Source organism: Halanaerobium saccharolyticum (assembly GCF_003259895.1).
GTDB classification, from domain to species: Bacteria; Bacillota; Halanaerobiia; order Halanaerobiales; family Halanaerobiaceae; genus Halanaerobium; species Halanaerobium saccharolyticum_A.
In genome coordinates this window covers 1-25,273 of record NZ_QLME01000021.1, presented here as the reverse complement: position 1 = coordinate 25,273, position 25,273 = coordinate 1, and the positions used below count along the sequence as shown (strand labels likewise).

Annotated in this window: 24 protein-coding genes; 23 read left to right on the top strand and 1 reads right to left on the bottom strand. The window is 35.1% G+C overall.

Translation table 11 applies throughout. The annotated features are described in order from the left end of the window. Window positions 1-37 precede the first annotated feature (37 nt). The 9 genes from C7958_RS11885 to C7958_RS11845 all read left to right on the top strand — a co-directional run bounded on the left by C7958_RS11885 (window position 38) and on the right by C7958_RS11845 (window position 7,678). Window positions 38-268, top strand: coding sequence for a thioredoxin family protein (locus C7958_RS11885; protein ID WP_111572894.1), 231 nt, complete (start codon window positions 38-40; stop codon window positions 266-268). Window positions 269-438: 170 nt separating this feature from the next. Further along, entirely contained in the window at window positions 439-1,260 is an 822-nt protein-coding gene (locus tag C7958_RS11880; protein WP_111572893.1) for a phosphate ABC transporter substrate-binding protein, read from the top strand. Between the two features lie 139 nt (window positions 1,261-1,399). Further along, the gene (gene pstC, locus C7958_RS11875) at window positions 1,400-2,287 is read left to right on the top strand and encodes a phosphate ABC transporter permease subunit PstC (protein ID WP_111572892.1); all 888 of its coding nucleotides are present in this window, start codon (window positions 1,400-1,402) and stop codon (window positions 2,285-2,287) included. After that, a complete protein-coding gene (pstA, locus tag C7958_RS11870) occupies window positions 2,287-3,153 on the top strand; it encodes a phosphate ABC transporter permease PstA (protein ID WP_111572891.1) in 867 nt (288 codons plus the stop codon). The genes pstC and pstA overlap by 1 nt, the downstream gene beginning before the upstream one ends. 18 nt (window positions 3,154-3,171) lie before the next feature. Beyond that, window positions 3,172-3,930 (top strand): phosphate ABC transporter ATP-binding protein PstB, encoded by a 759-nt coding sequence (gene pstB, locus C7958_RS11865; RefSeq protein ID WP_111572890.1) that lies wholly within the window; start codon window positions 3,172-3,174, stop codon window positions 3,928-3,930. Window positions 3,931-4,070: 140 nt separating this feature from the next. Then, on the top strand, window positions 4,071-4,730 hold the full coding sequence (phoU, locus tag C7958_RS11860; protein WP_111572889.1) for a phosphate signaling complex protein PhoU: 660 nt from the start codon (window positions 4,071-4,073) through the stop codon (window positions 4,728-4,730). A gap of 171 nt (window positions 4,731-4,901) precedes the next feature. Next, window positions 4,902-6,629, top strand: a complete 1,728-nt coding sequence (locus C7958_RS11855) for an ABC transporter ATP-binding protein (RefSeq protein WP_111572888.1) — start codon at window positions 4,902-4,904, stop codon at window positions 6,627-6,629. Between the two features lie 211 nt (window positions 6,630-6,840). Next, window positions 6,841-7,377: a PspC domain-containing protein gene (locus tag C7958_RS11850; RefSeq protein WP_111572887.1), complete on the top strand. Its 537-nt coding sequence runs from the start codon at window positions 6,841-6,843 to the stop codon at window positions 7,375-7,377. After that, window positions 7,367-7,678, top strand: coding sequence for a LiaF transmembrane domain-containing protein (locus C7958_RS11845; RefSeq protein ID WP_111572886.1), 312 nt, complete (start codon window positions 7,367-7,369; stop codon window positions 7,676-7,678). The genes C7958_RS11850 and C7958_RS11845 overlap by 11 nt, the downstream gene beginning before the upstream one ends. Before the next feature lie 104 nt (window positions 7,679-7,782). Here the strand turns inward: C7958_RS11845 and C7958_RS11840 are convergent, their stop codons facing one another. Beyond that, on the bottom strand, window positions 7,783-8,292 hold the full coding sequence (locus tag C7958_RS11840; protein WP_111572885.1) for a biotin transporter BioY: 510 nt from the start codon (window positions 8,290-8,292) through the stop codon (window positions 7,783-7,785). Window positions 8,293-8,435: 143 nt separating this feature from the next. Between C7958_RS11840 and ispE the strand changes: the two genes are divergently transcribed. The 14 genes from ispE to C7958_RS11770 all read left to right on the top strand — a co-directional run bounded on the left by ispE (window position 8,436) and on the right by C7958_RS11770 (window position 24,424). Beyond that, entirely contained in the window at window positions 8,436-9,299 is an 864-nt protein-coding gene (ispE, locus tag C7958_RS11835; protein ID WP_111572884.1) for a 4-(cytidine 5'-diphospho)-2-C-methyl-D-erythritol kinase, read from the top strand. Window positions 9,300-9,404: 105 nt separating this feature from the next. Then, the gene (locus C7958_RS11830; RefSeq protein ID WP_111572883.1) at window positions 9,405-9,791 is read left to right on the top strand and encodes a MerR family transcriptional regulator; all 387 of its coding nucleotides are present in this window, start codon (window positions 9,405-9,407) and stop codon (window positions 9,789-9,791) included. Then, entirely contained in the window at window positions 9,792-11,123 is a 1,332-nt protein-coding gene (gene glnA / locus C7958_RS11825) for a type I glutamate--ammonia ligase (protein ID WP_111572882.1), read from the top strand. Window positions 11,124-11,145: 22 nt separating this feature from the next. After that, a complete protein-coding gene (locus C7958_RS11820; protein WP_111572881.1) occupies window positions 11,146-11,682 on the top strand; it encodes an ECF transporter S component in 537 nt (178 codons plus the stop codon). Next, the gene (locus C7958_RS11815) at window positions 11,679-12,683 is read left to right on the top strand and encodes an AIR synthase family protein (protein ID WP_243834367.1); all 1,005 of its coding nucleotides are present in this window, start codon (window positions 11,679-11,681) and stop codon (window positions 12,681-12,683) included. Before C7958_RS11820 ends, C7958_RS11815 begins: the two co-directional genes overlap by 4 nt. A 66-nt stretch (window positions 12,684-12,749) precedes the next feature. Then, a complete protein-coding gene (locus C7958_RS11810) occupies window positions 12,750-13,016 on the top strand; it encodes a SpoVG family protein (RefSeq protein WP_111572879.1) in 267 nt (88 codons plus the stop codon). Between the two features lie 216 nt (window positions 13,017-13,232). Further along, window positions 13,233-14,603 (top strand): bifunctional UDP-N-acetylglucosamine diphosphorylase/glucosamine-1-phosphate N-acetyltransferase GlmU, encoded by a 1,371-nt coding sequence (glmU, locus tag C7958_RS11805; RefSeq protein WP_111572878.1) that lies wholly within the window; start codon window positions 13,233-13,235, stop codon window positions 14,601-14,603. 33 nt (window positions 14,604-14,636) lie between these two features. Then, window positions 14,637-15,578, top strand: coding sequence for a ribose-phosphate diphosphokinase (locus C7958_RS11800; RefSeq protein WP_111572928.1), 942 nt, complete (start codon window positions 14,637-14,639; stop codon window positions 15,576-15,578). Window positions 15,579-15,728: 150 nt separating this feature from the next. Further along, window positions 15,729-16,412 carry a 50S ribosomal protein L25/general stress protein Ctc gene (locus tag C7958_RS11795; RefSeq protein ID WP_111572877.1) on the top strand — a complete coding sequence of 228 codons (684 nt, stop codon included), beginning with the start codon at window positions 15,729-15,731 and terminating at the stop codon, window positions 16,410-16,412. A 69-nt stretch (window positions 16,413-16,481) separates the two neighbouring features. Continuing rightward, complete coding sequence (pth, locus tag C7958_RS11790; RefSeq protein ID WP_111572876.1) at window positions 16,482-17,039, top strand: aminoacyl-tRNA hydrolase; 558 nt, start codon at window positions 16,482-16,484, stop codon at window positions 17,037-17,039. 120 nt (window positions 17,040-17,159) lie between these two features. After that, window positions 17,160-20,642, top strand: a complete 3,483-nt coding sequence (gene mfd, locus C7958_RS11785; protein WP_111572875.1) for a transcription-repair coupling factor — start codon at window positions 17,160-17,162, stop codon at window positions 20,640-20,642. 56 nt (window positions 20,643-20,698) lie between these two features. Continuing rightward, window positions 20,699-22,327: a putative polysaccharide biosynthesis protein gene (locus C7958_RS11780; protein ID WP_111572874.1), complete on the top strand. Its 1,629-nt coding sequence runs from the start codon at window positions 20,699-20,701 to the stop codon at window positions 22,325-22,327. Between the two features lie 73 nt (window positions 22,328-22,400). Further along, window positions 22,401-23,246, top strand: coding sequence for a nucleoside triphosphate pyrophosphohydrolase (gene mazG, locus C7958_RS11775; RefSeq protein ID WP_111572873.1), 846 nt, complete (start codon window positions 22,401-22,403; stop codon window positions 23,244-23,246). Between the two features lie 29 nt (window positions 23,247-23,275). After that, entirely contained in the window at window positions 23,276-24,424 is a 1,149-nt protein-coding gene (locus C7958_RS11770; RefSeq protein WP_111572872.1) for a D-alanyl-D-alanine carboxypeptidase family protein, read from the top strand. The last annotated feature ends 849 nt before the right edge of the window (window positions 24,425-25,273 follow it).

Genomic DNA, 25,273 nt, shown 5'->3' with positions numbered 1-25,273 from the left:
AATAAAATTACAAATTAAAATCTGAGGAGTGTTAATTATGAAAATTACTATTTATGGATCAGGATGTAAAAACTGTGTGAAGCTGGCTGAAAATGCTAAAAAAGCAGTGGCAGAAACAGGAGTTGAAGCAGAAATCGTTAAAGTAGAAGATATGAAAAAAATTGCTATGGCTGGAATCATGAGTACACCTGCAATTGGAATTGATGGAGAGGTTAAAATTAAAGGTAGAGTTGCAACAGTAGATGAGATTAAAGAATTAATAGCATAAATAATAATAAAAGTAAGATAAAATTTTTCAAACCGCCTTTCGGGGCGGTTTTTTTATTTGTTTACATTTTGTTAACATTAGGGAAATACTGCCGTAACATTCAGATGGTAAATTATTATTAGAGTTAAGTTAAAGAGAAAATTAAAAATTCCTTAAGGAGGAAAAAATTAATGCGTAAAATTAATTCTTTTATTGTTGTGTTGGCTCTTTTGATGGTGGCTGTTATGACTTTTAGTGTAATGGCTCAGGAAGAACTTACAATCCAGGGTTCTTCTACAGTACTCCCAATTGCTCAGAAAGCTGCTGAAGTTTATATGGAGCAAAATTCTGATGTAAACATTTCTGTTCGTGGTGGTGGATCAGGTAATGGTATCGCTGCTTTAATTGATGGCGCAGTTGATATTGCAGATGCTTCTAGATTTATTAAACAATCTGAGGTTGAGGCTGCAATAGAAAATGGAAACTATCCTGTACCTCACAGAGTAGCAATGGATGGAATTGCTGTTATAGTCAATCCTGCTAACTCAGTTGAAGGCTTGAGTTTAGAAGATATTAAAATGATTTATAGTGGTCAGGCTACTAACTGGTCAGAATTTGGTGGAGCTGATATGGAAATAGTTGTTGTTTCCAGGGACTCAAGTTCTGGTACTTTTGAAGTGTTTAATGATATTACACTTGGTGATGAAAGACTGACTCAAGGTGCTCTATTACAAGCATCTAATGGTGCAGTTGCTGGTGTTGTTTCTGATACTGAAGGAGCAATTGGTTATGTAGGACTTGGATACTTATCAGATTCAGTAAAAGCTGTTGAGGTTAATGGAGTTCTGCCTTCTAATGCAACTGTTGCCAGTGGAGAATTCCCAATTGCCCGCCCATTATTCATGTTTACTGATGGCTGGCCAGAAGGTTTAACTGGAAGATTTATTAACTTCGTCTTAAGTGCTGAAGGTCAAGGGTTAGTTAAAGATCAAGGTTTTGTACCTCTTCACTAATAATTAATTTAAAAGTAACACTAAACAGTTAAATAGATAAACAACATATATACTAGTATCAATTGGAAAAGGGGAGAGGCCTCTCCCTTTTTCTCAATGTTTATTTATAAAATTTTTCTACATTTGAGAGGTGAAATTTATGTTAAATTGGACAACTAAAGAGAAAATAATTAAAAATATACTCATGCTTTTTGCTTTTTCATCAATACTTTTCTTAACAGGAATTATAATTGTTTTATTTAGAGAGGGAGCTCCAATTTTTACTAAGGTAGGGATTTCTGAATTTCTTTTCAGCAGTGACTGGTACCCAACCTATGACCCACCTGGATATGGTATTTTTAATTTACTTTCTGCTTCTATTGTTGTAACTATAGGAGCCATGGTTATTGCAGTGCCATTTGGAGTTGCATCTGCAGTTCATATTTCTTATATCTTACCAAAAAAATATAAAAATATAGTTAAGCCAACAATAGAGATGCTGGCTGGTGTGCCTTCTGTTATCTATGGACTTTTCGGAATGAAGATTTTAAGTCCATTTTTAAGAGGAGTTTTTGGTCTGCCTACAGGTTTAACAGCTCTGACTGCAATGATAATGTTAGGTATAATGTCTCTGCCGACAATAGTCAGTCTGTCTGAAGATGCAATAACTGCTGTTCCTAAAAGTTTTAGAGATGCCTCTCTGGCTCTGGGGGCAAACAGATTGGAAACAATGATTAGAGTGATTCTGCCAACAGCATCTTCCGGTATTGTAACTGCAATAATATTGGGAATGGGAAGAGCAATCGGAGAAACTATGACAGTTTTAATGGTAGCTGGAGGTGCTTCGCTTTTTCCAAGTAATATTTTAAAACCGGTAAGACCAATGACAGCTACAATTGCTGCTGAAATGGGAGAAGCTCCAGTTGGCAGTGAACATTATCAAGCTTTATTTGGAATTGCAATTATACTGTTTTTAATTACTTTGGTTTTTAATATCTTTGCAGATATTGCCCAGCAGAGATTTAAGGAAAAGGTGAGTGGAGAATAATGGAAAATAAATTTACTAAAAGAAAAGCAACAGAAAAATTAATTTTTTGGTTTTTAGGATTAATGATGCTCTCTTCTATAGCAATTCTTGGTATTATTATATTCTTCATCTTTAAAAGAGGTGTAGGAGTAATTAGCTGGGAATTTTTGATCTCTATGCCTATGAACGGAATGACTGAAGGGGGAATTTTGCCTGCTATTTTAGGATCCTTTTATCTGGTCACAGGAGCGATTCTGGTGGCAACTCCACTTGGAGTCTTTGCAGCTATTTATATGACTGAATATGCCCAAAAGGGTAAATTAATAAGAATTATTAGAATAGGTGTGAGTAACTTATCTGGTGTTCCTTCAGTTGTTTTTGGGCTTTTTGGTTTATCAATATTTGTAAAGTATCTTAATTTTGGAGTCTCAATTTTATCAGGATCCCTTACTTTAGCAATTGTTATTTTGCCAACAATTATTAGAGCATCAGAAGAAGCATTAATGTCAGTTCCTGATGAATACAGAAGTTCTTCGCTAGCTCTTGGTGCAACAAAGTGGCAGACTATCAAACATGTAGTTCTACCTGCTTCAATACCTGGAATTTTAACGGGATGTATCCTGGGAGTTGGCCGAGTAGCAGGAGAAACAGCCCCAATAATTTTTACAGCGGCTACTTTTTTTTCAATGCGGTTACCCAAATCGGTTTTTTCAGAAGTAATGGCTTTACCATATAATATTTATGCTTTAGTTGCTACGGGTACTTCACCGCAAAAACAGGTTCCAATTGCTTATGGTACAGCAGTAGTACTGCTGGTTCTTGTATTATTAATAAATTTAATTGCTATTTTTATGCGAATTAAATATAGTAATAAAAACGCCAATTAAACTGAAAGGAATGATTTTATGAATGAATTGAAAATGGAAGTAAAAAATCTAGACTTTTATTATGACGATTTTCAAGCTTTAAAAGACGTCAATATACCTTTAGAATCAAATAAAGTTACTGCTCTTATTGGCCCTTCAGGTTGTGGTAAATCAACATTTTTAAGAACTTTAAATAGAATGAATGATTTAATTGAGGGTAGCAGGGTAGATGGAAATGTGCTTTTTGATGGAAAAAATATTTATGATCAAGATGTAGATGTTGTAGAATTAAGAAAACGAATAGGAATGGTTTTTCAACAGCCGAATCCTTTTCCCAAGTCGGTATTTGATAATGTAGCTTATGGACCTCGAATTCATGGTCTTAAGGATAATGAAACTTTAGAAGAAATCGTAATTGGAAGTCTAAAAGGGGCTGCCTTATATGATGAGGTAAAAGATCGACTTGATGATTCAGCTTTAGGCCTATCCGGAGGTCAGCAGCAGAGACTCTGTATTGCTAGAGCCCTGGCAGTTAAGCCAGAAGTTTTATTAATGGATGAACCAGCTTCTGCTCTTGATCCAGTTGCAACAGCTAAAATTGAAGATCTAATAGATGAATTGAAAAATAATTATACAATTGTTATTGTAACTCACAGTATGCAGCAGGCAGCAAGAGTTTCTGATAATACTGGATTCTTTTTAATGGGGGATCTGGTTGAATATGATAGAACTGATAAAATATTTGAAAACCCTGATGATCAGCGTACGGAAGATTATATTACAGGACGTTTTGGTTAATAGTTAATTATAATTATTGATTTAGCTTAACTTAGTATCTTATTGGTAAAACTATAAATTGATGTTATACTTAATGTATAATCTATAGTTTATGAAATTAAATACCTTAAAAGAAAATTATAGTTTGAGGGGGATTAATTATGGAGGAATCTCGTAAGAGTTTTCATGATGAATTGAAAAATTTGGAGAAAGAAATGTTAAAAATGGGTAGTATAGTTGGAGAAAGTATCAGCAAAAGTATTGAAGCTTTAATGAAAAAAGATGTTAAGCTGGCTGACCAGGTGATAAGGGATGACGATATAATAGATGATTATGAACTTGATATAGAAGAAAACTGTACCCGTTTAATTGCCCTACAGCAGCCGGTAGCAATTGATCTTAGGAAAATAATTGTGATTTCTAAACTGGTTACTGATTTAGAAAGAATTGGAGATAATGCATCTAATATTGCTCACAGAGTTAAGGATATTGGAGATCAGCCTTTGATTAAGGAGATGCAGGATCTACCAGGAATGAAAGACATTGTTGTCCAGCAGTTAAGAGAAAGTCTGGAAGCTTTTGTCAATATGGATATTGAGAAGGCAAAAGAGGTTGCAGCTAGAGATAAAAAAGTTAATCAACTTGATAAACAGATTAATTCTGAATTATTAAATGTTATGGAAAATGACTGTGCAACAATTGAGCAGGGGACTTCGCTGATGTTTATCAGTCGTTTTTTAGAAAGAATTGGTGACCATTCAACCAATATTTGTGAGCGGACTGTTTATATGAAGACAGGGGAATGGACAGAGCTGGAATAATTTAAATAAGATTCTATAATATTATTTAAATAGCTTTTAATAAGCAGTTTTAAAGATACACTCTTTTAAGGGTGTATCTTTTTTTTAACTGAATAAATTTTCGTTGCAATAATTCTGGGGCTGTGATAAAATTTCTAATTAGTAAATAAAAAAGGGGGATAATGAAAAATCATGCTAAAAATGTTTTTAAATTATTATAAAAATCACTGGAAACTATTCACAGCCGAACTAAGCTGTGCTGTCTTAATGTCTGGGTTAGATTTGATCTATCCAATGTTTATCCAGCAGCTAATAGATCAATATTTTCCGGCCAGAAATTTAAATATGATGATCAGAATTTCAGTCATTTTATTAGTTATTTATTTATTACGGTTTATTTTCCAATATATAGTCCATTACTGGGGACATGTTGTGGGAATCAGGATGGAAACAGATATGCGCTCAGATTTATTTACCCATCTCCAGAAATTATCTTTTAAGTTTTTTGATAATAATAAAGTTGGGTATTTAATGTCCAGAGTAGTTAATGATTTAAATAACATTTCTGAACTTGCTCACCATGGTCCGGAAGATGTTTTGATTTCAGCCATGTTATTAGTTGGTTCATTTACTATTTTAATCAATATGCACTGGCAGTTAGCTTTAGTTACCTTTGCTTTAATTCCCATTATGTTCTTTTTCTCCAAAAAATTAGGCGAAAAAATGTATCATGCCTTTAAAGTGATCCGGGAAAAAATGGCTGAGGTAAACACAATAGTAGAAGACAGCTTAAGTGGGATTAGAGTGGTTAAGTCTTTTACTAATGAGGATTACGAAAATGAAAAGTTCTGTGAGGGAAATCATAATTATCGACGCTCTCGCGAATGGGCAATGAAAAATATGGCTCAGTTCCATTCGGGAATGAATCTTTTTATTAACTTAATTCGTCTGAGTACTCTGGCAGCAGGTGGATATTTTATTTATAATGGTTCTTTAACTGCAGGCCAGATGGTAGCTTTCTTATTTTATGTAGATATGTTTATGAATCCCATTCGGCGTCTGGTTAACTTTAATGAACAGCTGCAGCGGGGAATGTCAGGTTTTAGCCGATTTAAGGAATTGCTGGAGGTTGATCCCGAAATAGTTGACCGAGCCGGAGCCCGGGAATTAAAGAATGTTGAAGGATTAATTAAATATGAAGATGTTACCTTTGGTTATGATAATCACGGCAAAGTATTAACTAATATTGATATAGAAATTGAGCCCGGTAAAACTGTGGCTTTTGTAGGACCTTCAGGAGCCGGAAAATCAACTCTGACTAAACTGCTGCCCAGATTCTATGAAATTGATAATGGCAGACTATCTATTGATAATCTTGACATTAGAGATATAACACTTGAGTCACTGCGCCGCAATATTGGAATAGTCCAGCAGGATGTATTTCTATTTAATGGTACAGTTAGAGAAAATATTGCCTATGGGATGGCCGATGCTGCTGAAGCAGAAATAATTGAAGCTGCTGAAAAAGCAAATGCTCATGATTTTATTCTGAATTTAAGCCAGGGTTATAATACCGATATTGGAGAAAGAGGAGTTAAATTATCTGGAGGGCAAAAACAGAGGATTTCTATTGCTCGTTCATTTCTGAAAAATCCTCCAATTCTAATTCTTGATGAAGCCACCTCATCTCTTGATAACCGCAGCGAAAAAATTATTCAGGAATCACTGGAGAAATTAGCTGAAGGAAGAACCACCTTAGTTATTGCTCATCGACTGTCAACAGTAATCAATGCTGATCAGATAATTGTTTTAACTGAAAACGGCATAGTTGAACGTGGTAAGCACGAAGAATTGATTAAAAATGGTGGAGAATATGCTCAGCTGTATAATGAACAGTTTTCTGCAGAACTGGCAGGTTAAATTGATTAACTAAATTGATTAAACCCGAAAGTTAATTAATATTAAAAATGATTTAATTTTATAGAACTTACTTAAAGTCGGGTGCTGAACCCGACTTTTTTCTTTGACAAGAGAGCAGAAATCTGCGATACTATAAACAGAAATGAATCTTCAATCTTGAAGCCTGAAATTGAATTTAAAATTAATTTAAATAAAGAAAGGGAGATTAATTATGTCCAAAAAATTATATCGTTCTAGAGATGATAGAATGATTGCTGGAGTTTGTGGTGGACTGGCAGATTATTTTAATGTTGATTCTTCTCTAATTAGGCTGGGAGTTTTGTTGGTATTTTTATTCCAGGGGATAGGTTTAATTGCTTATATTATTGCCTGGCTGGTAATGTCTGAGGAGCCTGTTAAAAATGAGTATAGAATGCCCGATGATTACTATATTGAAGATGAAAATCGGGATGATTATAAAAATAGTCAGCAGACAAATAATACAGATAGTGAGCAAGAAGAAAATAAAAAACATGAGTCAACTGCGAAAAAAGGAAGTGAAAAAGAATATTATCAGCAGTATCAGGATCATAGTTCAGAAAGCAGTGCTAATAGTCGGCGTAAATTATTTGCGGTGATCATGATTTTAGTTGGTTCAATTTTCTTAATTGACATCTGGATCCCGGATCTATACTGGGAAAAGTACTGGCCTTTAATTTTAATCGCAGCAGGAGTATTAATGCTTAAAGGTGATAATAATGACAGATAATAGAGATCGCAGTTTAATTGCAATAATTTTAATTTTTGCAGGAATAATATTTTTGGGGGACTCGCTGGGTGAATATAATTTTAATCTGATATTTTTTCTCCGCAGCTACTGGCCCCTTTTGCTGATTGTTTTTGGATTTCATATTTTACTTCAAAAAAGCCGATTCTGGTTTATAGTACCGTTAGTAGTGATTGGATTGTTCTTATATCTCATTTATATGCTGGTAAATCAGCAGCCCTTTTATTTTATGCCTCAGATTCGGATGAGAATTTTTAATTTTAATAATCTTCCTTTTAGATAAAGCTGGAATAAACAGTTTAAGTCTGGACTTTATTGCAAAACAAAACCACCTGAATTTAAACAGGTGGCATTTCTTTTAAATTCTAGTAATTTTTTAACTAATTTCTAGTTAAACTTAAGTCTGTTTTCAATTATTGGAGCTAGAATTAAAATTAGAATTATTTTTAATAAATCTCCCGGGGTAAAGGGGATTACTGTCATATTAAGAGCCGCAATCAGTCCGGTTCCTGTTACAAAAGTGAAATAAATGCTTCCGATGACATAATTACTTGTGACAGCAGCTGCCAGGATAAAGAAATCCTTTTTATTATTGCCGCTGTAATGAGCAGCAATCCAGGCAGCAATAACGAAGCTTATTAAAAAGCCACCTGTTGGTCCGGCAATGACACCCAGTCCACCCCGACCTCCAGAAAAAATTGGCAGTCCAAAAGCTCCAAGTAAAAGGTATGTAGTCTGAGCTAAAACTCCATATTTTTTTCCGAGAAGTCTACCGGAAAGCAGGACAAAGAATGTTTGCAGAGTTATTGGCACAGGGCCAATTGGAATGATTATATAGGCTCCCACTGCCGTAAGAGCTGCCATTAAAGCTGCTTTAATCATTTTATTAGTTTTCATTTTATTTACAACTCCTTTCTTTTCTATTAAACAATCAAAAACTGACCAATGGTCAAATAGCTTTAAATAATGTTATCACAAACATTGAACTATTTAAAGAGCATTAGTAAATTTATTTATTAAAATTTATCTGGGGGATAATTATGCGAGAATTATATTTAAAAGCACCGGCAAAAATAAATCTAGCCCTACATATTAAAGGGTTGAGGGAAGATGGTTTCCATGAACTGCAGATGATTATGCAGAGTATTAGTCTGGCAGATCGAATAAAGTTAAAGAAAAAAAGTGGAGGAATTGTTCTCAAAACATCACACACTGAACTACCTACAGGAGAAGAGAACCTGGCCTATCAGGCAGCAGAAATTTTCTTTGAACAGAATCCTGAGCTTAATCAGGGAGTTGAAATTTATATCGAAAAAAATATTCCAATTGCTGCAGGGATGGCTGGTGGAAGTACAGATGCTGCTGCAGTGATGAAGGGGCTTTATCAGCTTTTTGAACTGGAGGCGGATTTCATGAAACTACACCAGGATCTGAAAGCAATTGGTTCAGATGTACCTTACTGTCTCAAAGGAGGTACAGTTTATGCCTCTGGTAAAGGTGAAATTTTAGAACCGCTCCCCTTTATAGGTGAAAAATATCTGGTTGTAGTAACTCCAGCTTTTAAAATTTCTACTCCAGCAGTGTATAAATTATATGATGAATTACAGGGTTATCAAAAATTCAATTTTGATTTAATCCTGGATAATTTAAGGAGTGAGGAAGAGATAGACTGGAGTCTGGATTATAAAAATGATTTAAAAAGAGCTTCCGAAAATATCTGTCCTGAGATTGTTGAAATTAAAGATATATTTAAAAATAGTGAGGCTGAATTTACAAGGATCTCCGGCAGTGGGCCAACAGTATTCTCAGTTTATGACAGCAGAGAGAAGGCAGAAAAGGTTGCTGCTGGCTGGCCCCGAAAAAATGATTTTGTTACAGCGGTTAAAACAATTGATAGTTATTAAAAAGGATAAAAAGATAAAATTAAAGCTAACATGAGATTGACATGGATTTGGATTCATGTTATACTTTCTGCAATAATTATTAGGACTATGGGAGTAGTGATAGCTATGAAAAGGGAAAAAAATATCACAATGAAGGAAGCAAAGGAAAAAACAGGATTAAGTTCCAGGCAGATCCGATATTATGATCAGCAGGATCTAATCTTTCCTGCCCGCAGCAGCGGTAATCAGCGTCTTTTTTCGGGAAATGATATTAAGAGACTTGTCAAAATTAAAGATCTTCTGGCAGCCGGTAATAGTATAGAAACTGTACGTTCAAAATTAAAGGCACCGGAAGTTAATCAAGATTTTGAGGCTGCAGCAGACTTTGATGATCATTTTGATGATTATTCAGATGTTGATTTAGATTCGCTTTATCCTGTTTCCAATCGTTCAGAATTGATAAAAAAACTTTCCCGGAGTAATAGAAAACACTCTCAGGAGGAGGAAGAATAAGTGGAAAAATTTAGTAGAGAGAAGATTTTAAAGATTGCTGAACAAAAGAATGTGGAATTTATTCGGCTGCAGTTTGTTGATATTTTGGGGATTATTAAAAATGTGGCAATTACAATTGAACAGCTGCCTGAGGCACTTGATGGGAAGATAATGTTTGATGGTTCATCTATTGAGGGTTATACACGTATCCACGAATCCGACATGTATTTGAAACCAGACTACGATACATTTGCAATTTTTCCCTGGGGAGCCAGTGGTGGCTGTACAGCCAGAATGATGTGTGATATTTACCTGCCTGATGGAGAACCATTTGTTGGCTGTCCTCGCGGTACATTAAAAAGAGCAATGGCTGAAGCAGAAGAAATGGGATATGAGATGTTTGCCGGACCTGAGCCGGAATTTTTCTTATTTGAAAAAGATAAAGATGGTAATCCAACAACTAAAACTCATGATAAAGGTGGATATTTTGATCTTTCCCCGGTTGATTTAGGTGGAGAAGCCCGGCGTGATACTGTACTGGCTCTTAAAAAAATGGGCTTTGAAGTTGAAGCTGCACACCATGAGGTAGCTCCAGGTCAGCATGAGATTGACTTTAAATATACACCTGCTTTAAGAACTGCAGATAATATAGCAACATTTAAATTTGTAACGAAATATATAGCAATGCAGCATAATTTACATGCTACTTTTATGCCCAAACCAATTTATGGAGAGAGTGGTTCCGGGATGCATGTTCACCAGTCATTATATAAAGATGGAAAAAATGCTTTTTATGATCCAGAAGATGAATACGGATTAAGTGAAATCGCATATTATTACATAGGTGGATTACTAAAACATGCTAAAGAGACTACAGCTATTTTAAATCCTACTATTAACTCTTATAAAAGATTGGTTCCTGGTTATGAGGCACCAGTATATATCTCCTGGTCAACTCAAAACCGCAGTGCTTTAGTTAGAGTACCTTCAGCAAGAGGTAATGGAACTAGATTAGAATTGAGAAATCCTGATCCAGCAGCAAATCCCTATCTGGCAACTGCTGTAATGCTCAGAGCCGGACTTGATGGGATAAGAAATAAAATTGATCCAGGAGAACAGACTACTGATAATATTTATGAGATGAGTTATAAAGAAAGAAAATCCAGAGGGATTAGCAGTTTACCAGGTTCAATGGAGGAAGCTCTTAAGTATTTTCAGGAAAGCGAATTTATGAAAGAAGCTCTGGGAGAACATATTTTTAATCACTTAGTCGAAGCAAAGAAAATCGAGTGGTCTGTCTATAGAAAACAGGTACACAGCTGGGAAATTGATCAATATTTAACGACTTACTAAATTTTAGTTGGGGGGATTAAGCATGGAAGGTAGAGAAAATATTCAGGAACATTTAAAGAAAGTTAAACTGAGCAATCTTGACACCAGGTCGCTATCTTTTTTAGCTCTATTTATTGCCTTTACAGCTGTGGCGACTTATTTACATATTCCTGGTCCCAGCAGCTCCTACTTTAATTTGGGAGAAGTAGCAATTTATACAATTGCTTTAACCTTTGGTGCTAAAGCCGGAGGAATTGCGGGAGGGGTTGGTTCTGCTTTAATGGATATTATCCTGGGTTATTCAATCTGGGCTCCTTTTACTTTTGTGATCAAGGGGCTGGAGGGATTAGTTGTCGGTAAAATTGCAAGTCAGGAGCAGGAGAAAAAGTTTGACAGAAAAATATTTGCAATAATTGTTGGCGGTAATCTTATGATTCTGGGATATGCACTGGCCAAAGGATTTTTGCTAAGTTGGGCAGTTGTTTTACCTGAGATTGGAATTGATTTTGCTCAGATGTTAATTGGAGGAGTTTTGGCTATTCCTCTTTCTCACCATCTTGATAATTATTTTGGGAAGTGATAGTTTTGGAAATTGGAAAAATGTCAGGAAAAAAATTAAAGAAAACAATACTGGATAAGATAGATCATTTTCGTTCTGATGTAATAGTCCCTGCTGGCCCGGGTGAAGATAGTGCAGTAATTGATCTGGGAGACTTTTTATTAGTAGTATCTTCTGATCCCATAACAGGTGCCGAAAAAAACGCTGGTTATCTGGCTGTTAATGTTGCCTGTAATGATATTGCAGCAGCTGGAGCTGAACCTTTTGGGATTCAGGTAGTTTTATTACTTCCTCCCAGACTGGGCGAAGAGAAAGCCGAAGAGTTAATGAGCGAAATAGTCAGTACCGCTAAATCAATTGAGATTGAGGTGCTGGGTGGACATACAGAAATAACCGATCTGGTTCAGAAACCTATAATTACCGTTACTGCTCTGGGTAAAGCTAAAAAAGAAGAGCTAACTTCCAGTTCAGATGCTGAAGCTGGTGATATTCTTTATATTTCTAAAGGGATGGGGATTGAAGGAAGTTATATTTTAGCCAGTGATTATCAGGATCATCTATTAAAAAATGGTGTTAGCAGAGAAGCTATAGCTAAAGTTTCTGGATATTTAGAGCTTTTAAGTGTAATTCCTGAAAGCAGAATTGCACGCCAGAATGGTGTTAAGGCGATGCATGATGTAACTGAAGGTGGGGTTTATGGAGCAATAGCAGAAATGGCTGCTGCCTCAGAACTGGGATTTATAATTGAAAAAGATAATTTCAAATTAAAGTCTGAGGTAAAAGAGCTCTGCAGTAAATTAGATTTAGATCCAGCTGCCTTAATTTCTTCCGGAGCTATGTTAATGGCTGCTCCCCCGGAGATTGATCTAAAGTCAGTTTTTGCAAAAACTGAAATTGAAATAATACGGGTGGGAAGATTGATTGAGGCTGGAATTCATCTGGAAGAAAAAGGAGAAAAAAGAGAGTTTGAAGTTCCAGAAAAAGATGAATTATGGAAATTTATTGAAAAAATAAGCAAATAAGCCTTGACATTTACATTTAATGGAATTATAATGTTATTAACAAATAATTCCAAAGGCGGTGTATTTATGAAAATTACAGATGTCAGAGTTTTTCCGGTCGAAATTAATGGAAGTATGGTCAAGGCTTATGCAACGGTAACTTTTGATGACTCTTTTGTGGTACGGGATATGCGGGTTATTGAGGGTAAGAACGGGATTTTTCTTTCAATGCCTGCAAGACGGAAGAGAAACGGAGACTATCAGGATGTCTGTTTTCCAATTTCCGCTAAATTAAGGGATCTAATGGAAAACGAAGTTTTAGAAAAGTTTGATGAGTTACTGGCAAGTGCTTAATTTTCAATTTTTATTATTAGTTTAATAGTTTGTTTAAATAACACTACTCTGGGCAGGGTAGTGTTATTTTTACTCCTTGATTTCGCACTCTTGACAAAAGCTTTTTTCTCTGTTATACTTCAAGCGATTAAAGCACTATGATGGACTAATAGTGTCTGGTTATAATATTTATAAATATGGGAAAATATATTCCTTATTTAAAGGAGGATATTGTAGATGACAGATCTTTTAAGTATTATTCTGGCTGCCGGTAAAGGTACCAGGATGAAATCAGATAAAATTAAGGTCTTACATCCGGTTGCTGGTAAGGCAATAATTAAACATGTTTTGAACACTTTAGATGGACTAAATAGCAAAATTGTTAATGTGATCGGCCATCAGAAAGAAAAAGTAAAGGCTGAGCTAGAGGATTTAGATAAATGGGATTTAAATTATGTAATTCAATCTGAGCAGCTTGGTACAGGCCATGCCGTAAAACAGGCAGAGGATTATATTGCAGGACATGAAGGGCCAGTTTTGATACTTTATGGGGATACCCCCTTATTAAGAAAAGAAACTATCGCTGAATTTGTAAAAGACCATCAGCAGAACAATTTTGATTTAACTATAATGACAGCATTTTTTGATGACCCAGAGGGTTATGGCAGAATTGTTAAAGATCAGGCAGGAAATTTAACTGCAATTGTAGAAGAAAAAGATGCTGATCCAGAAATTAAAAAGATAAAAGAAATAAATAGCGGTGTCAACTGTATAGATAGTGAACTACTGCAGGATTTTCTGGCGAATATGGATAATGATAATGCTCAACAGGAGTATTATTTAACTGATATTATAGAATTTGCTATAAATAAAAATAAGAAGATCAATACATATACTGTTCAGGATTCGGATGAGATAATTGGTATCAACAGCAGGAAACAGCAGGCTGAAGCCGAACAAATATTAAGAGAAAGAATTATTGATCAGCATTTGACTAATGGCGTTACAATAATTGATCCAAATACAACCTTTATAGATGCTGAAGTAGAAATTGAGCAGGATGTTACAATTTATCCTTTTAATTATCTGGAAGGTAAAACTAAAGTAGCTAAAAATACTGTTATTAATCAGAACTGTAAATTGAAAAATGCAGTTATCGGGGAGAATGTAGAAATTCTAGCTAATACTATTATAAAGGAAAGTGAAGTTGGAGATGGAACTAATGTTGGTCCTTTTGCTTATTTAAGGCCGGGTTCTATAGTAGAGGATAATTGTAAAATTGGTGATTTTGTAGAATTGAAAAAGACTACAGTTAAAAGTGGAGCCAAGGTTCCTCACTTATGTTATGCAGGAGATGCAGAAATTGGAGAGAGAACAAATATAGGTGCTGGTACAATATTTGCGAACTATGATGGAGAAAATAAGTTCCAAACAAAAGTAGGAAAAGATGTTTTTATTGGCAGTGATTCTATTTTAATTGCACCATTAACAATTGGTGACCAGGCAAAAACAGCTGCTGGTTCAGTAGTAACTAAAGATGTTAATTCTGGTGATATTGTAATGGGAGTCCCTGCTCGAATTTATAAATCTAAAAAGCAGGAAGACTAAATAATGAAAAAAAATAAACCAGGAGGTCAAAAAATGTCCAGTTATAGTGAACAGTTAAAAATATTTACAGGAAATTCACATCCTGGTTTAGCTCAGGATCTGTGTGACTATCTGGGAACAGAATTGGTTAATGCTGATGTAACAAGATTTAAAGATGGGGAGATTGGTGTTCGCACCTATGAAACTGTGCGAGGGGCCGATGTTTTTGTAGTTCAGCCAACTTCACCTCCTGTAAATGAAAATTTAATGGAGCTGCTGGTAATTATTGATGCCTTAAGAAGAGCATCTGCCAGACGAATAACAGCTGTAATTCCATACTATGGTTATGCAAGACAGGATAGAAAAGCAAGACCACGGGATCCAATAACTTCTAAATTGGTTGCTAATTTATTAACCGAGGCTGGGGCTCGTAGAGTTCTGTCAATTGATTTTCACGCTCCTCAGATTCAGGGTTTTTTTGATATACCGGTTGATCATTTATATGCAGCTCCAATAATGGTCGATTATTTTAAAGATTTTGATCGTTCAGATTTGATTGCTGTTGCCCCGGATGTTGGTTCGGTAAAAAGAGTGCGTTCTTTTGCTGAGAGTTTAAATATTCCGATGGCAATTATTGACAAGAGAAGACCCAAACCCAATGTGGCAGAGGTTATGAATGTAATTGGAGAAGTAGATAAAAAAAATGTTATTTTGCTGGATGACATAATTGATACTGCAGGTACTATTTCAGCAGCAGCTGAGGTTCTTAAAGAAAAAGGGGCTAAAGATGTCTATGCCTGTGGAACTCACGCTTTATTTTCGGGGCCTGCGATTGAACGTTTAAAAAAGGCACCGATTACAAAAATAATTGTGACCAACACAATTGCTCAGAAAGAGCATGAACTTGAGAATCTGGAAGTGCTTTCTGTTGCGCCCCTGGTAGGAGAAGCTATTGACCGTATATTTAAGGATTTATCGGTAAGTGTATTATTTTAAGAAATAATTTGATAAATAATTTTTCTAAAACACTTGCTCAAAATGAGCTTTGATGTTATAATAAAATTTGTTATGTCTTATTATCGTAGATTTGCCAGGATTATAGTTTAATCTGGCTTAAAATTTAATTTATGCAAGGAGAGGATAGTCATGGAGAAACATTCTATTGAAGCTGAACTGAGGTCGGAAACTGGAAAGGGAGTAGCCCGTCAAATAAGAAGAAACGGACTAATTCCTGGTGTTGTTTATGGAAGAGGAAATGAACCACGATCTATTAAAATGGATCCACAGGATATCGAAAAGCTTCTCCATTCAAATGCTATCTTTGATCTGACTTTTGTCGGAGAAGATGGAGAAGAAGATGAAGCAACTGTAATTATCAAAGATTATCAGCAAGATGTAATCAAGCGTAATCTGCTTCACGTAGATTTTCAATTTATTTCTATGGATGAGAAAATTACTGTTTCTGTACCAATGCATTTAGAAGGAGAAGCAGCTGGAGTTCGCGATGGGGGAGTATTACAGCAGCTCTTACGTGAAATTGAGATTGATGCATTACCTGCAGAAATTCCTGAGGAAATTACAATTGATATTTCTGAGCTTGAGGTTGGAGAATCTTTATCTGTAGTTGATCTTGAACTTCCTGAAGGTATTGATCTTGTAACAGACAGTGACGAAGTTATTGTAACTGTTGTTACACCTACCGAACTGATTGAAGAAGAGGAAGAAGAGGAAGAAGAAGAATTCTTAGAACCAGAAGTTATTGGCGAAGAGGAAGAAGAAGAAGGCGAAGAAGGAGAAGAAGGGGCAGACGAACCAGAGCCCTGGGAATAATTTTAGTGCAGAAATTGAGCGCGGCCTGAACAGCTGCGCTTCATTTTGTTCTTAATGGAGGTTTAAAGTTTGAAAGTAATTGCTGGTCTTGGAAATCCAGGTGAAAAATATGCTTCTACCAGACATAATATAGGATTTATGGTTATTTCAGAATTAGCAGATAGATTTAAAGTTAACAGCAGCTATAAATTTGATGGTCTTGTGGGGGATTTTTTCTTTGGGGGAGAAAAGATTATTCTTTTTCAACCAATGAAGTATATGAATACAAGTGGTCAACCCATTTTTAAACTACTGGACTATTTTCAAATAGAGCCTGCTGATTTACTGGTAATTCATGATGATTTAGATCTTGAACTTGGAAAGATGAGGTTTAAACAAAATGGAGGTAGTGGAGGCCATAATGGGATTAAATCCATTATCAATAATCTGGGCACTGATGAATTTAAAAGATTAAAGATTGGAATTGGCAGACCCCCAGAAAATTTGCCGGTACCAGATTTTGTTTTAACAACTTTTCAGGGTGAAGAAAAGGATATTTCCAGAAGAGTTGTTGAAGAAGCTGCTTCAGCAGTTGAATTGATGTTAAAAGAAGACATAATGAAAGCAATGAATAAGTATAATGGATAAGAAGCCCGTACATCTCATGTAGGGGCTATTTTGCCATTTTTTTAGAGATAAATGTATAAAAAATATAAAATGAAGAAAAATTATTTGTTAAAAGGTCTTTGTTTAAGGAGCAGTATTTAGATGAATTTTAAGGATTTGTTATTAGAAAATCAAAAATTTAAAAAAATTGCAAAAAATATAAATAGCTCTGCTCAGTCAATTAGCGGTTTGAGTGGAAGTAGGATTTCTTATTTTGCAGTTAATTTTTTAAAAAAAGCAGAAAAAGATATAGTTTTCTTTTTGCCGGATAATTATTATTTGCAGCAGATGCAGGAAGATTTAATTCGCCTGATCGGGAAAGATGAATTTTTAGTTTTTCCAGAGGAAGAAATACTTCCTCACGAACAGTTAATGCCTGATCTCACAACAATGAGTGAACGAACTAAAGTTCTGACAGAACTTCTTTTTTCAATTGATCAAAAAAAGAAAATTATTTTAACAACACCGGCTGCTGTTTTTAAGAAATTACCTCCCAGAGATATTTATCAGAAAAAAAGTATAAATATCAAAACCGGAAGTGAGGTTAATATTGATCAACTGCGAAGGCAGCTTTTTGCCCTGGGGTATAAAAAAGAAGAAATGGTTGAGGCTCCTGGACAATATAGTATTCGCGGTGGAATTATTGATGTTTTTACACTTTTAGATGAGCAGCCCTTTAGAATTGAGCTTTTTGGAGATGAAGTTGACTCAATTCGTAAAATTGATTTAACTGCTCAGCGTTCCAAAAAAGAAGTATCTAAGATAACAATTCCACCTTTTGCAAATTTAGTTATTGACGAAGATGTAGTTAACAGAGCCTATCCCAAACTGGAAGCAGCATATTCTAAAGCTGTAGCAAAACTTATGGAAAATAATTATCAGGAGGAAGCATCCTATCTCAGGGAAAAAGCTAAAAAAATGCTGGAAGATTTAAAAGAAAAACATCGCTTTCCAGGATTTGAACAGTTTTTACCGTTTTATTACGAGGAGACTGCTAATTTCTTTGATTATTTAGAAACAAGTCTTGTTTTTGCTGTTCGCCCAAACAAGATGGAGCAGCTGACTCATGATTATTATCAGGAGATTACTGAAACACATACTCGTCTGTTAGAACAGGGAATGGTATTTCCTGAATATCTGGATAATTTCATTACGGAAAATGAGTTCAAAAAAGAAATCAATAAAAATCGGGTAGTTGATATTAATTCTGAATTTGAGGATGAACAGGTTGCAGAAAATGATATACATTTTAATACTTCATCTTTAGAACCTTTTCACGGCCAGCTGGAATTGTTCAGTGATAAGATTATGGAGCTGCTGCAGAAAAAATATAGAATTGCAATCACCCTCAATTCTGCCAGCAAAAAAAGAAGAGTCAAAATGTTTCTGGAAGAGAAAAACATTGTAGTTGGTGATAATTTTGATGAGAGTAGAATTGTTATTTTTCCAGATAGTCTGGCAGAAGGTTTTATTTTTGATGATATAAAACTTGCAGTTTTTAGTGATAAAGAAGTTTTTGGTAATGAACAAAAACGAAAAAGAAAAATTGGGGATTTTGAAGAAGGTGTTGAAATTTCCAGTATTGATGATTTAAAAGCTGGCAACTATGTTGTCCACGAAAATCACGGTATTGGTAAATACCTTGGAGTTAAAACTCTAGAAATTCAGGGTCAGCATAAGGATTATCTTGTTTTAAAATATGCAGGAGAAGATAAACTTTATGTCCCAACTGAAAAAATCCACCTTGTCCAAAAATATATTGGTTCAGATGCTGGTAATCCTAAGCTTTATAAATTGGGCAGCAGTGACTGGAAAAAGGTAAAAGAAAAGGTACAAAAATCTGTAGAAGAAATGGCTGTTGGTTTATTAGAACTTTATGCTGAAAGAGAAACTCTGACTGGTTACCAATTTTCCGAAGATGATGTCTGGCAGCAGGAGTTTGAGGATGCATTTCCATTTGAAGAAACTCCGGATCAAAAAGAAGCTATTCAAGATGTTAAGTCTGATATGGAATCTGAAAAACCAATGGATAGACTTTTATGTGGAGATGTAGGTTATGGAAAGACTGAAGTTGCAATTAGAGCTGCCTTTAAAGCTGCACTTGACAGTAAACAGACCGCAGTTTTAGTCCCAACAACAATTTTAGCTCAGCAGCACTATAATACTTTTTCCGAGAGAGTTGAGGAGTTTCCTGTTAGAGTAGGGATGTTGAGTCGTTTTAATACAGCAGCTGAACAGCGTAAAACTTTAAAAAGATTAATTAAAGGCGACATTGACATTTTAATTGGAACTCATCGGTTATTATCTAAAGATGTTATTTTTGATGATCTGGGATTATTGATTATTGATGAAGAACAGCGTTTTGGAGTTACTCATAAGGAAAAATTAAAGAATTTAAAACGTAATGTTGATGTTTTAACTCTGACAGCAACACCAATTCCAAGAACTCTGCATATGGCTTTAGTTGGAGTTAGAGATATGAGCCTTATAGAAACTCCACCAGAGAATAGGTATCCGATCCGAACTTTTATTAAGGAGCATAATAAGGAACTAATTGCCAGTGCAATCAGGAGAGAATTAGCCCGGGAAGGACAAATTTATTTTGTTCATAACCGAGTTAAGGATATTGAGAAAACTGCCGGTAAATTGCAGAAGTTGATGCCGGAGGCAAAAATAGCTGTTGCTCACGGTCAAATGAATGAAAAACGTCTGGAAAAAATAATGTATGATTTTTATCACCATAAATTTGATATACTGGTCTGTACAACAATAATTGAAACTGGACTGGATATTCCTAATGTGAATACAATTATTATTAATCATGCAGATAAGATGGGTTTATCACAGCTTTATCAGTTAAGAGGTAGAGTTGGTCGTACAAATAGGATTGCCTATGCTTATTTACTTTACGAAAGAGATAGAATCCTGCCGGAAGTAGCTGAAAAAAGACTGGAAGCAATTAAAGAATTTTCTTCTCTGGGTTCTGGTTTTAAAATTGCTATGCGTGACCTAGAAATCAGGGGCGCAGGTAATTTATTGGGTCCAGAACAGAGTGGACATATTGCAGCAGTTGGATTTTCTTTATATACTAAGTTATTAGAGGGAACTATAGAAGAGCTTAAAGGTAAATCAGATCAGGAGAAAATCGAAGTGGAAATTGATCTCAGCCTGGATGCTTATATTCCTGATGATTACATTAAATATGAAGCAAGAAAAATAGAGATTTACAAGAAAATCAAATCTATTGAAAAAGAAGAAGATGCTTTAGATACTATTGATGAATTAATTGATAGATTTGGAGAGCCACCTGTAGAGGTCATGCGTCTGGTTAATACAGCAAGACTAAAGTTTATAGCTGCGGAATTAAATATTGAGTTAATTAAAGAAGATAGCGGCAAAATAAAATGTCAGTTCCTTAGTCCAGAAGTAGTTGATGGCAGTAAATTAGTTGAATTCAGCAAGAAATATAGAAGAAAAACAAAAATTAAATCTGCTAAAAAGCCTCTGATGTTAATTAAAATTGATGATCCAGAAGATATAGATAAACAATTATTGAAAATGTTAAAAGATCTTAAAAACATTTAGTTTTATGTAAATACAGGCAAATTATTAAAATGAAGAATTATTAAAGGGTGGAAAAAATGTCGGAAAACACAAAACAGGGTAGTTTTATAAAAGGAGCAGCTATTCTGACAGCTGCTGGTCTTGCTGCCAGAGTAATGGGCTTTGGTTATCGAGTAATTTTAACCAGAATCATAGGTGCTGAAGGAATGGGTCTTTATCAGATGGCCTATCCGATTTATACTGTTTTACTGGTTGTTTCTCGTTCAGGTATTCCTGTGGCCCTTGCCAAATTAATTGCAGATAAAATTGCAGCCGATAAAAGAAAAGAAGCATATAAGATATTTAAAGTTGCCAGAAAGATGAGTTTTATAGTTGGTTTAATAATCTCAATTATTATGGCTCTATCTGCCCGACCCTTAATTTCACTGCTTTCACTTGACCCCCGTTCCTATTATGCAGTTCTGGCGATTTCACCAGCGATTTTTGTGGTTTCAATTATGGCTTCCTATCGCGGTTTTTTTCAGGGACTTCAGGATATGGTTCCAACTGCCAAGTCTCAAATTTTGGAGCAGTTCATCCGAATGTTTACGATGGTGGGACTGGTTGTCTTTTTAGTTCCCTATGGTCTTGATTATGCAGCTGCTGGTGCCAGCTTTGGGGCTGTAAGTGGGGCTTTCGGAGGACTTTTGATTCTCTTATATATTTATGCAAAAAGACGAGAAAAAATATTTAGTTTTTTAGAGAAGGGTTCTGATTCAGTAGAACTAAGCACTAAAAATGTTGTAAAAAGAATTATTTCTTTAGGTGTTCCCATCACTTTAGGGGCTCTTGTAATGCCCTTGATGAGCCTTGTTGATTTAGTTTTTGTTCCAAATAGACTGCAGGCTGCCGGGTATATGGTTAGAGAAGCAACCGCCTTATATGGTATGTTTTCTGCTGTAGCAATGCCTTTAGTCAATTTCCCCACTATTATTACTGTTTCCTTAGCAGCAAGTCTGGTGCCTGCTATTGCTGAGGCCTTCACTCTTGGTAAGGAGAAATTAATTAATTACAGGACCCAGACAGCTTTAAGATTAACTGTTTTAATTTCTTTGCCTGCAGCCGCCGGCCTTTTTCTGCTGGCAGAACCGCTGACTGAAATTATTTTTGCTGAACCCGGGGCCGCTGTTCCTCTGCGCTTTGTTGCCTGGGGAGTGTTTTTTATCGCCCTCCAGCAGACCAGTACTGGTATTTTAAATGGAATTGGTAAAACTTCTATTCCGGCCCGTAATTTAATGATTGGGGCAGTTTTTAATGGTTTTATTAATTATACACTAACTGCAGTACCTGCTTTTGGAATTAGAGGTGCAGCTTTAGGAACCACAATCGGTTTTGCTATTGCGGCTCTTTTAAACCTGTATTATGTAAAAAAAGAAAGTGGTTTTATAATAGATGCTAAAACAATGATATTAAAGCCATTAACCGCAGTATTTTTAATGGGTGTCTTTGTCGAAGTTTTTAATAATCTATTAAATCGTTTATTAGAAGCAAATGAGCTGGCTTATGCTTATCAAATAAGTACCTTTACTACTGTAGCTGCAGCAGCAATTTTTTACTTTGTTTTATTATTAATACTTAAAGAGATTAAATATAATGATCTGGCTATGCTGCCACTCTTTGGAAAAAAGTTGGCTGAGTTATTGAGGAAATACAGAATTATAGAATAATATAATCAATTTAATAATAAAGACTGGCTATCAGTCTTAGGAGAGATAATCTTAATTTAGAGGAGGTTTGATCTTGGAAAAAGAAAAGAAAAAAGAAATTCTGGCAGAATTGGATAAATTAATTGAAGTCATGGCAGTTTTAAGGGGGCCGGAGGGTTGTCCCTGGGATAAAAAGCAGGATTATTACTCGATAAAAGAGAATATTATAGAAGAGGCCTATGAAGTTGTAGAGGCCTTAGAAAATAATGATATTGAAGCTTTTAAAGAAGAATTAGGTGATCTTTTGTTACAGGTGGTTTTTGAATCCCAGATGGCCTATGAAAAGGGTGATTTTGATTTAGCTGAGGTAGCAAGAGTCTTAAGAGAGAAACTTATTCGCCGTCATCCCCATGTTTTTGCAGAAGTTGAAGTTGATGGTTCTGAGGAAGTGTTGAGAAATTGGGAACAGATTAAAAAGGGCGAAAAGAATGGTAAAAATCAAATCAATTCTCTCCTTGATAAGTTTAAACAGGGACAAAGTGCTCTAAATCAGGCTTATGATATTCAAAAAATTGCGGCTGAAGTTGGATTTGACTGGGATAATTTAGAACCTGTGCTGGATAAAATAGAAGAAGAGTTTGGGGAGTGTAAAGAAATTATTGGAGCTAATCCTGACAACACTTTATTTGCTGATCAGAATTTAAATATTGAAGAACAGGAAGAATTGGAAGCCGAAATTGGAGATTTGTTATTTGCTGTAGTTAATCTGGCTCGATTTAAAAATATTAATCCAGAACTAGCATTATTAAAAACTATTTCGAAGTTTAAAAGAAGATTTAAATTTATTGAGCAGAGAATTATTGAGGAAAGGGCAGAATTCGAAGATTATAATTTAGAGCAGCTGGATGAAATTTGGAATCAGGCCAAAAGCGAGGAATAGAAAATCAATTTACAGGAGGATTATCAAAGATGAAAAGAAAACTAATTACTATTTCAATTATTAGTATTTTATTTAGTTTAGCAATATTGACCCCGGCAGCAGCTTTTGATGTTGCAACAGATTCAGCTATTTTATTAGAAGCAGAAACAGGACAGGTATTATTTTCGAAAAATGCAGATCGCAAGTTACCACCGGCAAGTGTTACTAAAATAATGCCTCTTTTAATTGCAATGGAAAAAGTGGAAGAAGGAAGCATTTCTTTAGATGATCAGGTAACTATTAGCAGATATGCAGAATCTATGGGTGGTTCTCAAATTTTTCTGGCTGCTAACACTCAGGTTTCGCTGGAAAAACTCCTAAAAGCAGTAACGATTGCTTCGGGTAATGATGCCAGTGTGGCAATTGGAGAATATATAGCGGGTACATATAGTAATTTTATTGCTATGATGAATGATAAGGCTGAAGAACTGGGAATGGATTCTACCAATTTTGCTAATTCAACTGGTTTGCCAGATCCTAATCATTATTCAACTGCTCGTGATATATCCATTATGGCACGTGAGTTAGCAAAATATCCTCAGGTCTTAGAATGGGCTTCGATCTGGACAGAAACTATCCAATTACCTGATCGAGAAGCTATGCTGGTTAATACTAACAGTTTAATAAATAAATATCCCAGCATGGATGGTTTAAAAACAGGACATACTCAGGAAGCTGGATTTTGCCTTGCTTCTACTGCTAAAAAAGGTGACACTCGTTTAATCTCTGTTGTTTTGCAGGGAGATACACTGCAGGAGCGGGAAGAATCAACAATTAGGTTATTAGATTATGGTTTTAATGCTTTTTCCAAAAGACAGATAGCTGCGGCGGGAGATCAAATTCAAAACATACCTGTAGCTGAATCATCAGATAAAGTTGCAGTTGGTAAAGTAGCAGAAAATTTATTTGTTATGGTTCAGAAAGGACAGGAAAGAGAAATTTCTCAGGAAGTAGAAGTCAAAGAGGATTTAAAGGCTCCAATTGAAAAAGGTGGAGTACTTGGCAAACTAACTGTCTATAGTGGAGAAGAAGTAATTTCTTCAGTTGATGTTATTGCAGGCCAGGAGATTGAAAGAGCTAATATAGTGACTAGATTATGGAGAACAACAATTAACTTCGTTCAGGGAATATTCTCTTAGTTATATAGTAGATAGGAATCTACTTATTGTTAATTTTAAGGCAAAACTCTATATTTAAAATTCGGAAAACAAACCCCATTTAATGATTTTACTTAAATGGAGTTTGTTTTCTTTTAAAATATTTAAGTTTTTTTAAGAAAGTTCTTGACAGTATATTAATTAAATGGTACTATATTAAACGTTGCAGCAATAATTATTTTTGCCTGCAATATCTTAATAAAAATTCCTCTTCAAGTCTTGACAAAAGAGAGATTTGATGTTATGATAATGTATGTCGCTGAAAAGTTATGAAAGATATTTTTTTGGCCGACAAAATTATCTTAAAAAGTTCTTGACAAAGCAAAAGGAGACTGATAAGATAATAAGCGTCGCACAAATAATCTCCAGCAAAAATTGAGAGTTAAATTGATCTTAATCTGGAGGTTGAAAAGAACTTGAGTTTCAAACTTGAAAATTTCTCTTCTTTATATATATTAAGAGAAAAGGCAGAGTTTTGAAGCGGAGAAAACTTTTAAAAGTTTTTCTAAAAAGTTCTTGACAAAGTGAGGCACAGTTGATAAGATATTAAATGTCGCTGATAAAAAACGTGGCAGAAACAAAAGAAGAAAACATTATCTCTAAACAGGAATAAATATATTATGCGCTGCCCTCAATGGGCAAGTCTGAAAATATCAATTTGTTCTATAAAAGAGATTGTGTGCGACGGGGTCAATCCCCTAGCAAGGCGCCATCCATTTTGTTTATGGAAGAAGGCGCGTTGAACCTTGAAAATTAAACAGCAAGCCAACGTTAATATACTTTGAGTGTTAAAACTTAAAAGTAATTATAGTTTAAAGCTTATATTAAATA